Genomic DNA, 12,911 nt, shown 5'->3' with positions numbered 1-12,911 from the left:
CGATCTTATTAGGGGGTTTTGACTGTGATGCCGGCCTGGTCCAACGCTTCACGGGTGGCCTCCACCAACTCCAGCGCGCCGGGGGTATCGCTGTGCAGGCAGATGGAGTCGAATTCAATAAACAGGTCTTCGCCTTCTACGGTACGCACCAGCCCCGTCTGACACGCCCGTAGGACACGGGCCGCGACCGTGGCCGGATCCAGCGCACGTACGTTGCGGGTAAACACAATGGAGCCGGTTAGATCGTACTCACGGTCGGCATAGAATTCGCGCACCACCGGCTGCCCGAGTTCCTTGGCCACGCGCCAGATCACCGAGTTGGGCATGCAGTACAGCAACAGCGTCGGCTCGATGATTTGCAGGTTCTGTACCAGCAGGCGCGCGGCTTCTTCGTCGCGGGCCAGGTGCATGTAGAGCGCGCCATGAGGCTTGATGTGTTGCAGGGTCATGCCCTGGGCGCGGGCGATTTCGCGCAGGGCGCCCAGTTGGTAGAGCATGTCGTCCACCAGTTCCTGGGCCGGCGCATGGATATGTCGACGACCGAAACCCACCAGGTCGCGAAAGCCAGGATGCGCGCCGATGGCCACCCCCAATTGCTTGGCCCGCGCGACGGTGCGGCGCATGGTGCCGGGGTCGCCGGCATGGAAGCCGGTGGCGATATTGGCCGAGCTGATATAGGCCATCAGCTCCGCGTCGACGCCGTCGCCGATGGTCCAGGGACCGAAGCCTTCGCCCATGTCTGAATTGAAATCCACTGCCTGCATCGGGGACGCTCCGCCAAAAGGTGATGCTCGAAAGTAGGCTGCGGCTTGACCCCTTGGGAAGATCTATTATCAGATGGCTCATCTTCTGAAAATCAGATAAAGCCATGTCCCTGACCTTGCGCCAAATCCGCTACTTCGTGGCCACCGCCGAAATCGGCCAGATTTCCCAGGCGGCGATTCATCTGAACATCTCCCAGTCTGCCGTGACCACGGCGATCAAGGAGCTGGAAGCCCTGCTCGGCGTGCAACTGTTTGTGCGCTCGGCCCAGGGCATGAACCTGACCGATGCCGGGCGGCACTTTCTCAACCGCGCCTACGTGATTGTGCGCAGTGTCGACGATGCGCTGAACAGCCCGTTGCCCGACTACCGCGCCAGCGGCGTGCTGCGGCTGGCGGCCAGCTACACGGTGCTGGGTTACTTCCTGCCGCACCACCTGCAGCGCATGGAGCACTGGCACCCGGATGTGACCCTGGAGGTGTTCGAGCAGGAGCGCCAGGCCATCGAACAGGGTCTGCTCGATGGCCAGTTCGACATGGCCGTGGTCCTCACCGCGAACCTCACCCACCCGGCGATCGTCTCGGAAATCCTGTTCAACTCGGAACGTCGTTTATGGCTGCCCAGCCATCACCCATTGTGCGAACGCGGTGCGGTGAGCCTGGCGGATGTGGCGCAGGAGCCGTACATCCTGCTCACCGTCGATGAGGCCGAACACAGCGCCATGCGGTACTGGGAACAGGCCGGGCAAACGCCCAAGGTGCGGCTGCGCACCAGTTCGGTGGAGGCGGTGCGCAGCATGGTTGCCAATGGCAGCGGCGTGGCGATCCTGTCGGACCTGGTGCACCGGCCCTGGTCGCTGGAAGGCAAGCGCATCGAAACCCTGACCGTCACCGACCCCGTCACGCCCATGAGCGTCGGCCTGGCCTGGCACCGCGAGCGCGCCTTTACCCCGGCAATGCAGGCGTTTCGCGATTACTTCCACGACGCCTTCCTCGCGCCGCAACAGCTGTCGGCGCGGCGTTAAAGCTGCGAATGCAGAATGGCCGCCAACCAGTCCATGAACACCCGCACCCGCAGCGGCAAATGCCGCTGACCGGCGTAGAGCAGGGACACATCCAGCGGCGGGGCCGGATAGTCCGGCAGGACCGCCACCAGCTCCCCGCTGGCCAATTCGTCACCCATGCCCAGGGCCGGCACCTGAATAATCCCGAAACCGCCCAGGCAGGCAGACTTGTAGCCATCGGTGCTGTTGACCGTGACCCGCCCGCCCATGGGAATGCGCAGCACCTTGTTGCCCTGCACGTACTCAAACCCCGCCGAGCGTGAACCCAACGGCCGCACGTAATGCACCAGGTGATGGTCGGCCAGATCGGCCAGTGTCCGGGGCACGCCGTAGCGTTGCAGGTAGGTGGCGCTCGCGCAGTTGATCATCGGCATGCTGCACAGCAGCCGCGCCACCACGCTCTGGTCCGGCTGCGCGCCCACGCGCAGCACGCAATCGAAGCCTTCGGCGAGCAGGTCGACCTGGCGGTCGGTGGTGCTGATCTCCAGTTCGATCAGCGGATGCGCGTCCATGAATTGCGGCAGACGCGGCAGGATCAAGTCCCGCGCCATCATGTTGGGCATGTCCACCCGAATCCGCCCGGCCAGTTGCGCTTCGTCCTGGCGAAACAGCCCTTCCAACTCCTCCATGTGCGCGAGCAAATCCTTGCTGCGCTCATACAGCACGCGGCCATCCTGGGTGGCCTGCACCTTGCGCGTGGTGCGCTGCAACAGGCGGGCGCCGAGCAGCTCTTCCAGCGCCTGCACATGTTCCGACACCGTGGAGCGCGGCAGGCCCAGGCTCTCGCCGGCACCGGTGAAACTCGACAGCTCAGTGACGCGCACAAAGGTGCGCAGCAGCTCCAGTTTGTTCATGGGATTGTTCGCCTTATTCGGCCAGTGATTCCGGTATAGCGCTGTTTATCACGTTATCCACGGACAAATACACTTATTCCCACGATCACATCAGAGGACTGCACCATGACCCGTAAAATCGCATTGATCACCGGGGCCAGCCGTGGCCTGGGCAAAAACACCGCCCTGCACCTGGCGGCACAAGGCGTCGACATCATTGGCACTTACCACAGCAAGGCCGATGAAGCGCAGGCATTGGTCGCACAGATCGAACAGCTGGGCGGCCGTGCCGCGATGCTGAAACTGGACGTGAGCCAGAGCGCGACATTTGCTGATTTCGTCGGTGAGATTGCTGGCGTACTCAAGGACGTTTTCGCACAGGACCGCTTCGATTTTTTGATCAACAACGCCGGTATCGGCATTCACGCCAGCTTCGCCGAGACCACCGAAGCGCAGTTCGATCAATTGGTGGCGATCCAATTCAAGGGTCCGTTTTTCCTGACCCAACAGCTGTTGCCGTTGATCCACGACGGCGGGCGCATCGTCAATATTTCCAGCGGTCTGGCGCGTTTCAGCCTGCCCGGCTACGCCGCTTACGCCGCCATGAAGGGCGCGATGGAAGTGCTGACCCGCTACCAGGCCAAAGAGCTGGGCGGCCGTGGCATCAGCGTTAACATCCTGGCCCCCGGCGCCATTGAAACCGACTTCGGCGGTGGTGCCGTGCGCGACAACGCCAACCTCAACGCCATGGTCGCCAGCAATACCGCCTTGGGCCGCGCCGGGTTACCGGACGATATCGGCGGCGCGATTGCCAGCCTGCTCGCCGACGGTAGTGCCTGGATCACCGGCCAGCGTATCGAGGCGTCGGGCGGCATGTTTCTGTAGGAGCTTGTCGCGCAGTACGTCATACCCCCAGTGATACACATAGGTGTACGGCAGGAAAAACAGCAGTACGCCTATGTCGAGGATAAACGCCTGCACCAGGCTGATGTTCAGCCAGGCGGCAATCAGCGGTACACACACCAGGATCAACCCACCTTCAAACATCAAGGCGTGCAGCACGCGGGTCCAACCGTTGCTGGCCAGTTGCAGGCGCGCCTTGAGGCGGTCGAACAGGCCGTTGAAAATCACGTTCCAGGCCAGCGCCAACAGGCTGATCGCCAGGGTGACCATGCCCATCTCCAGGGCAGGCTTGTCCATGATCCACGCCAGCAACGGGGTGCAGATCAACAATGCCAGGGCTTCGAAACCAATGGCCTGGCAAACACGTTCAGTAATCGACTTGGTAGGGTTCATGACCCGGCTCCGTGAGTGACGATGGTTGTCATCATTAGCCTTTGACTCGATACTTCATAACCAATAACCATCGATCAAGGCGATAGTCATGGCCTCTAACGAAGTGCTGCAGGCGTTTGTGCAGGCGGCCACCCAAGGCTCGTTCTCGGCGGCGGCGCGCAAGCTCGGCAAGAGCCAGTCCACCGTCAGCGCGGCCGTGGCGAGCCTGGAGATTGACCTGGATGTGGTGCTGTTCGATCGCAGCAGCCGCAAGCCGACGCTGACGCCGGCGGGCCATGTGTTGCTGCAACGCGCCGAGCAGGTGCTGGAGGCCAGCAGCCGGCTGGAATTGGCGGCGAGTCAGTTGGCCCAGGGGTTGGAGCCGAAGCTGAGTATCGCCATGTCCGATACCTACCAGTCCGACCGTTTCGAGGTCGCCCTCAGCGCCTTTGAACAGCGCTACCCGGACCTGGAGCTGGAATGCCTGATCGCCGAATGCGAAGACCTGATCGCCCTGGTCCAAAGCGGTCGCGCGCAGATTGCGTTTATTGAACACCAGGAAGAGTATCCGCCGGACCTGACCCGCGCGCCCGTGGACGAGCGCACGGAAATTGCCCTGTTCGTGTCACCCAGACATCCGCTGGCGGGCGTCGGTACCCTCACCGCGCACACCCTGCAACAGCACCGCGAATTGCGTCTGGCCAGCATCATCAACCCGAACGAAACCCGCGCCAATGGCCGTGTGTGGTCGGCCCCCAGTTACCTGATGCTGTTGGAGATGGCCCAGTTGGGGTTTGGCTGGGCACCGATTCCGCGCTGGCTGGTGGAGCGCTTTGGTGGCGGGCAGTTGATCGAACTCAAGGCACGGGGTTGGCCGCGTTCGGTGGCCGTGGATGCACTGTGGTCTCGGCACCATCCGCCGGGGCCGGCGGGGAGTTGGTTGTTGGGGAAGATGCTGGAGTGATTTTTTTCAGACAATTGAGATTAATGTGGGAGGGGACTTGCCCCCTCCCACATTTTTGATCTTCATTGCTTGGGGAGATTGAGTTCGGCCAGGCGGTGTTTGAGGAAGCGTTTTTCCGGGATTTGCCGGGTCAGCGACAGGGCTTTTTCGTAGGCTGCCCGGGCCTCTTCCACCCGCCCCAACTGCCGGCAAAACTCGCCCCGCGCCGAATGTGCCAAGTGGTAATCCAGCAACGCCCCGCGCGCCAGAATGCCTTCCACCAACTGCAGCCCCGCCAACGGCCCTTCGCCCATGGCCACCGCCACGGCGCGGTTCAACTCGATCACCGGCGACGGCACGGCCCTGAGCAACACATCGTAGAGCCCGATAATCTGCGGCCAATCCGTTTCCCCGGCCCTGGGCGCTTCGGCATGCACCGCTGCAATCGCCGCTTGCAGGCAGTACGGGCCAAAGCCGCGACGGCTCAATGCCTGCTCCACCAGCCCACAACCTTCGGCCATCAGCGACGCGTCCCACCGCGAACGATCCTGTTCATCCAACAACACCAGCTCGCCGCTGGCCGAGGTGCGCGCCGCCCGGCGGGATTCGTGCAACAGCATCAGCGCCAGCAGGCCCATCACTTCCGGCTCCGGCAGCAATTCCAGGAGCAGGCGGCCGAGGCGAATGGCTTCGCGGGTCAGGTCCTCGCGCGTAAGGTCCTCGCCCATGGACGCCGAATAGCCTTCGTTGAACACCAGGTAAATTACCCGCAGCACGCTGTCCAGGCGCTCGGGCAGCTCGGCCAGCGACGGCACTTGATAAGGGATTTTGGCCTCGCGAATCTTGCCCTTGGCGCGCACGATGCGTTGGGCGATGGTGGTCGGGGTGGCCAGAAAGGCGCGGGCGATTTCTTCGGTGGTGAGATCGCAGATCTCACGCAAGGTCAGCGCCGCCTGGGCGTCGGCCGCCAGCGCCGGGTGACAGCAGGTGAAGATCAGGCGCAGGCGGTCGTCTTCCACGTCCTCAACGCTCCAGTCAGCGGCTTCCAGTGCATCGGCCTGCGCCTGCAATAACGGGGTAAAGCGGGCCTGGCGGCGTAAACGGTCGATGGCCTTGAAGCGTCCGGTCGACACCAGCCAGGCCCGTGGGTTGTCCGGCACCCCCTCTTGCGGCCAGCGCTCGACCGCGACGAAGAACGCCTCGTGCAAGGCTTCTTCGGCGAGGTCGAAATCCCCCAGCAGGCGGATCAGGGTGGCGAGGACGCGCCGGGACTCACTGCGGTAGATCGCCTCAATGGGAGGCGTCAATCGCGCATACCCTGGGTCACCAGCGTCACCAGGCGGTCCAGGCTCTGGCCCCAGCCGTCGTGAAAGCCCATGGCTTCGTGGGCCTGCTTGTCTTCGGCGCTCCAGTGCATCGCGCGGGCGGTGTAGAGGGTCTTGCTACCCTCGACTTCCTGCAGCGTCACTTCGGCGGTCATGAACGGTTTGCCCGAAGGGATCCAGCCCGGCGTATAGGCGTCGGTAAACACCAGGCGCCGAGGGGCGACAATCTCCAGGAACACGCCCTGGGTCGGGTACTCGCTGCCATCCGGCGCGCGCATCAGGGTGCGAAACAGCCCGCCGACCCACAGGTTCATTTCGCACTCGGGGGTGGTCATGCCGTGGGGGCCCCACCATTGTTGCAACAACGCGGGTTCGGTCCAGGCGCGGAACACCCGGCTGCGCGGCGCATCGATCACGCGGCTGATGGACAGTTCAAATTCGGCAGGTTGCGTAGGCATGGCTAAACCTCCTCAAGCGTTATGGTTGTTGTGTTCAGAGATTCAATTGGCGCACCGGGCGCACTTCCACACTGCCGACCCGGGCGGCCGGGATACCGCCGGCCACCTGGATCGCGTCGTTCAAATCCTTGGCTTCGATCAGGTAGAAGCCGGCGAGCTGTTCCTTGGTTTCGGCAAACGGCCCGTCGGTGATCGACAGCTTGCCATTGCGCATGCGCACCGTGGTGGCCGTGGTTACCGACTCCAGCGGCTCGGCGGCGAGCATCCGCCCGCTTTTTTGGATGGACTGCGCGTAGGCAAGACATTCCGGGTCTGCGGGGCTGTCCGGCGAGGTGTGCAGCACCTGCTCGTTGCTGTAGATCAGGCAGAGGTATTTCATGTGCGTCTCCGTCTTCGGACTATTGACTATAGTTCGCGGCGCTCAAGGTTTCAGGTCGAACAGTGCTGTGCCGCTGGCCATGTCGAACGGCGCCGACCAGTGCTCATGCACCACCTTCCAGTCGCCGTTGAAGCGTTGATAACCAGCGGTCACGCGCATCCAGCAAGCCTTTACTTCACCGTCCGGCCCGGCGCCGCCGCAGTGGGCGAGCCAGTGGGCGAATGCGCTGTCCTGGGACTCGACGATACGCAGTTCGTGGAACTCGAAAATGCCCGGGCCGGGGCAGTGCTCCATGCAGGCCTCCCAGTGCGCACGGTAGGCAGCCTTGCCTTTGAATTGCAGGGCGGTCACGGCGTCGAACGAGACGATATCGTCGGCGTAATAGCTGACAATCTTATGGATATTCCGGGAAAGCACGGCTTGCTTCCATTGCTCGATCAGAGTGTTGATTGCGGTACTCATGGCGATACTCCTTCGGGTTGGAAAATCACGGAAGACACCCTTAGTCGAACGGCCCTCGGGCAAATCGACAGCCCGTTGAAAAATAATGTCGTCCAGCACAAACCCGATAGACTGCGCCCTTCCTTGCCGCTGTTCGGACACGCCGATGCAAACCTGCCTTGTCGCCTACGAGACGCTGAATGCCGTGCAACAACAGCACGTCAGCGCCATCGAAGTTCACCCTGAACAGTTGCCGTTTTGCGGCGACATGTACTGCGCCCTCAATTCGCTCCTGGCCAAGCCCAGCCCCGGCGTCAAAGGCTTTGCCCTGCTGGCCGACGACACTCCGGTGGCCTTCCTCCTGCTTAAACGCCCACCCTGCCTGCCCCACTGGGCCGATGAACACAGCGCAACGCTGCATGCATTGCAGGTGGATCGGCTGCAGCAAGGGCGTGGATTCGGCAAGGCCTGTTTGCAAGCCTTGCCGGCGGCGGCATTGCAGGTGTGGCCGCAGATCAAGGCGCTGGAGTTGTCGGTGGACACGGACAATGTGGCGGCGATGGGGTTGTATCTGGGCGCAGGATGGGTAGACAGCGGGGAGGCGTATAAGGGCCGGATTGGGTATGAGCGGAGGTTGAGGTGGGTGTTTGCCGAGTGAAACTTGAAGCCTGACTGATACCCGGCCCTCGGTGTCTACTGTCAGATTTCACAGCTATACAAACATTGTTCATTGCCCTGTACTGGAATGCCAACGTTGTCGCTCATGGTTAGCAACGAGCAGGAGTGGAAACTCGCGACTTCCGGTATGGAGAACGACCATGAGTACCCCATCAACGAAAAAAAGGCGAAACACCGCAGGGCACCCAGACCTATCCTTTGGCAACTCAATGCCTAAAGACGGCACGGTTATCGCAGAGCCTTCGGGCGGACTGTCCCGTGTACTTAGCGACGGTTCGACGATTACGGTGGGCCTGACGGCTGTTGAAAAAACCAAAGTTATCGTTGTCAGCAAACACACGCTTGCCGGGGAACTGGATAAGAATTACGGGGTTTGGATGACCCCCGTTCCAAACACCTTTGTCCTCGTGGACCTGCTCATTCAGCGTGATAACAAGCCCCTCTTATTGAGCGCACAGGGAGACCTGTACACTGCATGTGTTACTCGATTCAATGCCGATCAGGGCACTGTGGACTTTTCGTTTGGCGATAAAGGTACAACTGAACTGGGCGATTCATTCAACCCGCATTTGTTGATAGCCGGCGCTATTGCAGTGCAGGCCACCGGGCATATCGTCGTTGTATTCAATGATGCTGAAACCAGCTTCATCTACCAACTCAACAGCAACGGTCAGGAAAGCAACTTCGGAAATCAGGGTCCGATTGAAGCACCCAACACCCGACTCGATAGGGTGTTGATTACCGACCGCGGTTTTGTCCTTGCCGGTTCCAGTGCAAGGAAGGCCCATATTCTAGGGCTTCTGCACGACGGCGAACTGGACCACAGTTTTGGCAGCCAAGGCGTTGTCGTATTGCCATTTACGACCAATGAAGACAGAAAAGTCGATGCGCTTGCCAAGGACCAGAATGGCCAAATCGTTGTCATAGGTGGCAGTTTCGGGATCCCGCGAGGGATGAACTTCGTAGCCGTTCTGCTTGCCAGCGGCCAACTTGATCCACAATTTAATGAAGGGAAACCTCTGGAAAGCGAAGCCAGCTACGGTAACTACACCAGTGGACTGGTCCAGCCCGATGGGAAAATTGTGGTATTGGCTCGCTACGGTAATGGCAGCATCGTCCGACTGCTGCGGTTCAATCCGAACAGTCAGCCGGACGCTACCTTCGGTATAGGAGGCATCGCGGATGCGTGGCGAGACCCACAAGGAAGACCTGAGCACACCGAAATCAACCGGGTGGAGTGGGTGACGGTCAATAGCACATTGCAAAGCAGCGGTATCCTGCACACCTCGCGCGCATCCTTCATCGGGCGCCTGCTCAGCCAGTGACGCTAGCGGCTGAACTGCCAAGGCAGCTCAGCCGTGTTGCATCAAGCCTTGGGCTCCACCGGCAACCAGATCTCCACCGTGCCCGTGCCCTTGCGCCCATCAAAATCCGCGCTATAGCGCTCGAAATCCGCCCCCGCCACCTTGTAGCCCGAGTGCGGCAACCACTCGAACATGATGCGCTCATAGGTCTGCTCCAGTGCCTGCACCGGGCCATAGTGCGGGAACACCGCGTAGTGGTGCGCAGGCAGTTCGACGGACTCGAAGTTGCTCGGCACATCGCCCTTGGACGGTACTTCCACCCCGGCCATGTAATCGAATTCACCGTGGCTGGGGTTATGGCAAACGCCGTAGGTCACCCCGCCGACGCGTTTCTTGATGTGTTTTACGCTTTCGTCGAACACACTCCACAACTTGGGGATATCGCCCACGGTGGCCTTCGAATAACGCCCTTGCACCCCGGCGATCACCAGGGCCTTGCCGTCTTCCATGCGCGGCTCTAACGGTTGTTTTGTCTGCTGATCCATCTGAACAGTCTCCTTCTTATGAGGGAACAAACCCGTATCGAGTATAGGGGCATATCCTTGCAGTACTCCACGCAGAAAATTTCCCGACACATCTGGACAACTGGCCATCATCGACCGTATTGTCTGCCCCGCAGGCCACCGCAGTGGCCGACGTCGCTCGGACGGTTCCGGGCGCTTACGTACTCTCGAGGCAACAATGGCAGACCTTGGTTCGCCGCGCCGCTTTGCGCGCATAGATCGACTCCCCCCTTACGTTTTCAATATCACTGCCGAGCTGAAGATGGCTGCGCGTCGGCGCGGCGAAGACATCATCGACTTGAGCATGGGTAACCCCGACGGCGCCACGCCTCCCCATATCGTGGAGAAGATGGTCACCGTCGCCCAACGGGAAGACACCCACGGCTACTCCACCTCCAAAGGCATTCCGCGTCTGCGCCGGGCGATTTCGCGCTGGTACAAGGATCGCTACGCAGTGGACATCGACCCCGAGTCCGAAGCCATCGTGACCATCGGTTCCAAGGAAGGCCTGGCACATCTGATGCTGGCCACCCTGGACCAGGGCGACACGGTGCTGGTGCCCAACCCGAGCTACCCGATTCATATCTACGGTGCCGTGATTGCCGGCGCCCAGGTGCGTTCGGTGCCGCTGGTGCCTGGCGTGGACTTCTTCGCCGAGCTGGAACGGGCGATTCGTGGGTCGATTCCGAAGCCGAAGATGATGATCCTCGGCTTCCCGTCCAACCCGACTGCGCAGTGCGTGGAGCTGGACTTCTTCGAACGGGTGATCGCCCTGGCCAAGCAGTACGACGTGCTGGTGGTGCATGACCTGGCCTACGCCGACATCGTCTACGACGGCTGGAAAGCCCCGTCGATCATGCAGGTGCCGGGGGCCAAGGACATTGCGGTGGAGTTTTTCACCCTGTCCAAGAGCTACAACATGGCCGGCTGGCGCATCGGTTTCATGGTGGGCAACCCGGAACTGGTCAATGCCCTGGCGCGGATCAAGAGCTACCACGACTATGGCACCTTCACCCCGCTGCAAGTCGCCGCGATTGCCGCACTGGAAGGCGACCAACAGTGCGTGAAGGACATCGCCGAGCAGTACCGCCAGCGCCGCAACGTGCTGGTCAAGGGCCTGCATGAGCTGGGCTGGATGGTGGAGAATCCCAAGGCGTCAATGTACGTCTGGGCGAAGATTCCCGAGGCGTATGCCGCCATGGGTTCGCTGGAGTTTGCCAAGAAGCTGCTGCTGGAAGCGAAGGTCTGTGTGTCGCCGGGGATTGGGTTTGGCGAGTATGGGGATGATCATGTGCGCTTCGCGCTGATCGAGAACCAGGACCGGATTCGCCAGGCGGTGCGCGGGATTCGCGGGATGTTCCGGGCGGATGGGCTGGTCGCTAAAGCCTGACCCGTTCCACCTGAACAAATGTTGTCAAACTGTGGGAGGGGCTTGCCCCCTCCCACAGTTGATTGGGTTTTCACCCTTGCCTTGTAGTGTGTCGGTTAGACCACCAACGACAGCAACATGATAAAGATCAGTGCCACAACGGACAGGATGGTCTCCATTGCCGTCCAGGTCTTGAAGGTCTCGGCCACGGTCATGTTGAAGTACTGCTTCACCAGCCAGAACCCCGCATCGTTGACGTGAGACAGGATCAACGAACCCGCCCCCGTCGCCAACACCAGCAGCTCACGGTTAACCCCGGGAATCATCCCCACCACCGGCACTACGATGCCCGCGCCGGTAATGGTCGCCACGGTGGCCGAACCGGTCGCCACACGAATCACCGCCGCCACCAGCCACGCCAGCAGGATCGGGTTGATCTGTGCGTTCACCGCCATGTGGCCGATCACGTCACCCACGCCGCTGGTCACCAGCATCTGCTTGAAGCCACCACCGGCACCGATGATCAGGATGATCGCGGCGGTCGGCGCAAGGCTGGCGTCGAGCAGCTTGAGGATCTGCTTGGAATGGATGCCCTGGCGACTGCCAAAGGTGTACAGCGACAGCAGCAACGCCAGCAGCAAGGCGGTGATCGGGTGACCGATCATGTCCATCCAGTTGCGCACCACGTTGCCTTCGGCAAAGGCGATGTCGGCGAAGGTTTTGAGCAGCATCAGGAACACCGGCAGCAGCACGGTGACCAGGGTGATACTGAAGCTCGGCAGGTTTTTGTTCTCAGGCTCGCGGGCCAGTTGGTCGACCAGTTCCTGGGACGGGTTGCCCGGGATGTACTTGGCGATAAACGTACCGAAGATCGGGCCCGCGATGATGGCGGTCGGCAGCGCGACGATCAGGCCGTACAGGATGGTCTTGCCGATGTCGGCGCCAAACACCCCGATGGCCAGCAGCGGGCCCGGGTGCGGCGGTACCAGGCCGTGGACTGCCGAGAGGCCGGCGAGCAGCGGGATGCCGATCTTGATCAGCGACACGCCGGTGCGGCGCGCAACGATAAACACCAGCGGGATCAGCAGTACAAAGCCGATCTCGAAGAACAGCGGAATGCCCACCAGGAACGCGGCGAACATCATGGCCCACTGGACCTTGTCCTTGCCAAAGGCGCGGATCAGGGTCTGGGCGATCTGATCGGCACCGCCGGATTCGGCCATCATCTTGCCGAGCATGGTGCCCAGCGCGAGGATGATGCCGACGAAGCCGAGCACCCCGCCGAAACCGTCCTGGAACGCCTTGATGATCTTGTCCACCGGCATGCCCGAGGTCAGGCCAAGGAAGCCGGCCGCGATGATCAGCGCGATAAATGGGTGAACCTTGAAGCGGGTGATCAAGACGATCAGCCCGATGATGGTAACGACTGCATCTAACAGCAGGTACGACTCGTGGGACATGCCAAACATGGGGGGTCTCTCCTGTTTGTTGTTGTTATTAAAGCGGGTGTTGAATTTC

At 61.3% G+C, this 12,911-nt stretch carries 15 protein-coding genes; 6 read left to right on the top strand and 9 right to left on the bottom strand.

Features of this window, described 5'->3' with window-relative positions; translation table 11 throughout:
- Positions 1-8: 8 nt before the first annotated feature.
- Positions 9-764, bottom strand: coding sequence for a 5-oxoprolinase subunit PxpA (locus tag BLQ09_RS21245; protein WP_027605627.1), 756 nt, complete (start codon positions 762-764; stop codon positions 9-11).
- 104 nt (positions 765-868) lie between these two features.
- Between BLQ09_RS21245 and BLQ09_RS21240 the strand changes: the two genes are divergently transcribed.
- On the top strand, positions 869-1,786 hold the full coding sequence (locus tag BLQ09_RS21240) for a LysR family transcriptional regulator (protein ID WP_027605626.1): 918 nt from the start codon (positions 869-871) through the stop codon (positions 1,784-1,786).
- On the opposite strand, the gene BLQ09_RS21235 is transcribed toward BLQ09_RS21240, so the two are convergent.
- Positions 1,783-2,679, bottom strand: coding sequence for a LysR family transcriptional regulator (locus tag BLQ09_RS21235; protein ID WP_027605625.1), 897 nt, complete (start codon positions 2,677-2,679; stop codon positions 1,783-1,785). The genes BLQ09_RS21240 and BLQ09_RS21235 overlap by 4 nt on opposite strands.
- 105 nt (positions 2,680-2,784) lie before the next feature.
- On the opposite strand from BLQ09_RS21235, the gene BLQ09_RS21230 reads away from it, so the two are divergent.
- Positions 2,785-3,543, top strand: a complete 759-nt coding sequence (locus tag BLQ09_RS21230) for an SDR family NAD(P)-dependent oxidoreductase (protein WP_027605624.1) — start codon at positions 2,785-2,787, stop codon at positions 3,541-3,543.
- Here the strand turns inward: BLQ09_RS21230 and BLQ09_RS21225 are convergent.
- Positions 3,442-3,954: a multidrug/biocide efflux PACE transporter gene (locus BLQ09_RS21225; protein WP_043293516.1), complete on the bottom strand. Its 513-nt coding sequence runs from the start codon at positions 3,952-3,954 to the stop codon at positions 3,442-3,444. The two genes, BLQ09_RS21230 and BLQ09_RS21225, sit on opposite strands and share 102 nt — an antisense overlap.
- Positions 3,955-4,042: 88 nt before the next feature.
- Between BLQ09_RS21225 and BLQ09_RS21220 the strand changes: the two genes are divergently transcribed.
- The gene (locus BLQ09_RS21220) at positions 4,043-4,897 is read left to right on the top strand and encodes a LysR family transcriptional regulator (protein ID WP_027605623.1); all 855 of its coding nucleotides are present in this window, start codon (positions 4,043-4,045) and stop codon (positions 4,895-4,897) included.
- A gap of 62 nt (positions 4,898-4,959) precedes the next feature.
- Here the strand turns inward: BLQ09_RS21220 and BLQ09_RS21215 are convergent, their stop codons facing one another.
- Genes BLQ09_RS21215 through BLQ09_RS21200 form a run of 4 tightly spaced genes read right to left on the bottom strand, consistent with a single transcriptional unit; the run spans position 4,960 to position 7,500 of the window.
- Positions 4,960-6,183: an RNA polymerase sigma factor gene (locus BLQ09_RS21215; RefSeq protein ID WP_027605622.1), complete on the bottom strand. Its 1,224-nt coding sequence runs from the start codon at positions 6,181-6,183 to the stop codon at positions 4,960-4,962.
- Entirely contained in the window at positions 6,180-6,659 is a 480-nt protein-coding gene (locus BLQ09_RS21210; RefSeq protein WP_065925267.1) for an SRPBCC family protein, read from the bottom strand. Before BLQ09_RS21210 ends, BLQ09_RS21215 begins: the two co-directional genes overlap by 4 nt.
- A gap of 34 nt (positions 6,660-6,693) precedes the next feature.
- A complete protein-coding gene (locus tag BLQ09_RS21205) occupies positions 6,694-7,038 on the bottom strand; it encodes a YciI family protein (protein WP_092358440.1) in 345 nt (114 codons plus the stop codon).
- A gap of 42 nt (positions 7,039-7,080) precedes the next feature.
- Positions 7,081-7,500 carry a YybH family protein gene (locus BLQ09_RS21200; RefSeq protein WP_092358438.1) on the bottom strand — a complete coding sequence of 140 codons (420 nt, stop codon included), beginning with the start codon at positions 7,498-7,500 and terminating at the stop codon, positions 7,081-7,083.
- Positions 7,501-7,645: 145 nt separating this feature from the next.
- Here BLQ09_RS21200 and BLQ09_RS21195 point away from each other — a divergent pair, with 145 nt between their 5' ends.
- Positions 7,646-8,137 carry a GNAT family N-acetyltransferase gene (locus BLQ09_RS21195; protein WP_092358436.1) on the top strand — a complete coding sequence of 164 codons (492 nt, stop codon included), beginning with the start codon at positions 7,646-7,648 and terminating at the stop codon, positions 8,135-8,137.
- A 160-nt stretch (positions 8,138-8,297) separates the two neighbouring features.
- Complete coding sequence (locus BLQ09_RS21190) at positions 8,298-9,482, top strand: NHL repeat-containing protein (RefSeq protein ID WP_108574737.1); 1,185 nt, start codon at positions 8,298-8,300, stop codon at positions 9,480-9,482.
- Between the two features lie 41 nt (positions 9,483-9,523).
- Here BLQ09_RS21190 and BLQ09_RS21185 read toward each other — a convergent pair whose 3' ends face one another.
- Complete coding sequence (locus BLQ09_RS21185; protein WP_027605616.1) at positions 9,524-10,006, bottom strand: GyrI-like domain-containing protein; 483 nt, start codon at positions 10,004-10,006, stop codon at positions 9,524-9,526.
- A gap of 196 nt (positions 10,007-10,202) precedes the next feature.
- Here BLQ09_RS21185 and alaC point away from each other — a divergent pair, with 196 nt between their 5' ends.
- The gene (alaC, locus tag BLQ09_RS21180; RefSeq protein WP_092358432.1) at positions 10,203-11,414 is read left to right on the top strand and encodes an alanine transaminase; all 1,212 of its coding nucleotides are present in this window, start codon (positions 10,203-10,205) and stop codon (positions 11,412-11,414) included.
- A gap of 95 nt (positions 11,415-11,509) precedes the next feature.
- On the opposite strand, the gene BLQ09_RS21175 is transcribed toward alaC, so the two are convergent.
- Complete coding sequence (locus tag BLQ09_RS21175) at positions 11,510-12,862, bottom strand: GntP family permease (protein WP_027605614.1); 1,353 nt, start codon at positions 12,860-12,862, stop codon at positions 11,510-11,512.
- Between the last annotated feature and the right edge of the window lie 49 nt (positions 12,863-12,911).

Source organism: Pseudomonas sp. NFACC25, from assembly GCF_900100935.1.
GTDB classification, from domain to species: domain Bacteria; phylum Pseudomonadota; class Gammaproteobacteria; order Pseudomonadales; family Pseudomonadaceae; genus Aquipseudomonas; species Aquipseudomonas marginalis.
This window is presented reverse-complemented; position numbering and strand designations above follow the sequence as displayed.

Excerpts from the sequence above, each read along its gene's own strand:
- BLQ09_RS21245 (WP_027605627.1), bottom strand. The coding sequence starts at position 764 with ATGCAGGCAGTGGATTTCAATTCAGACATGGGCGAAGGCTTCGGTCCC.
- BLQ09_RS21240 (WP_027605626.1), top strand. The coding sequence starts at position 869 with ATGTCCCTGACCTTGCGCCAAATCCGCTACTTCGTGGCCACCGCCGAA.
- BLQ09_RS21235 (WP_027605625.1), bottom strand. The coding sequence starts at position 2,679 with ATGAACAAACTGGAGCTGCTGCGCACCTTTGTGCGCGTCACTGAGCTG.
- BLQ09_RS21230 (WP_027605624.1), top strand. The coding sequence starts at position 2,785 with ATGACCCGTAAAATCGCATTGATCACCGGGGCCAGCCGTGGCCTGGGC.
- BLQ09_RS21225 (WP_043293516.1), bottom strand. The coding sequence starts at position 3,954 with ATGAACCCTACCAAGTCGATTACTGAACGTGTTTGCCAGGCCATTGGT.
- BLQ09_RS21220 (WP_027605623.1), top strand. The coding sequence starts at position 4,043 with ATGGCCTCTAACGAAGTGCTGCAGGCGTTTGTGCAGGCGGCCACCCAA.
- BLQ09_RS21210 (WP_065925267.1), bottom strand. The coding sequence starts at position 6,659 with ATGCCTACGCAACCTGCCGAATTTGAACTGTCCATCAGCCGCGTGATC.
- BLQ09_RS21205 (WP_092358440.1), bottom strand. The coding sequence starts at position 7,038 with ATGAAATACCTCTGCCTGATCTACAGCAACGAGCAGGTGCTGCACACC.
- BLQ09_RS21200 (WP_092358438.1), bottom strand. The coding sequence starts at position 7,500 with ATGAGTACCGCAATCAACACTCTGATCGAGCAATGGAAGCAAGCCGTG.
- BLQ09_RS21195 (WP_092358436.1), top strand. The coding sequence starts at position 7,646 with ATGCAAACCTGCCTTGTCGCCTACGAGACGCTGAATGCCGTGCAACAA.
- BLQ09_RS21190 (WP_108574737.1), top strand. The coding sequence starts at position 8,298 with ATGAGTACCCCATCAACGAAAAAAAGGCGAAACACCGCAGGGCACCCA.
- BLQ09_RS21185 (WP_027605616.1), bottom strand. The coding sequence starts at position 10,006 with ATGGATCAGCAGACAAAACAACCGTTAGAGCCGCGCATGGAAGACGGC.
- alaC (WP_092358432.1), top strand. The coding sequence starts at position 10,203 with ATGGCAGACCTTGGTTCGCCGCGCCGCTTTGCGCGCATAGATCGACTC.
- BLQ09_RS21175 (WP_027605614.1), bottom strand. The coding sequence starts at position 12,862 with ATGTTTGGCATGTCCCACGAGTCGTACCTGCTGTTAGATGCAGTCGTT.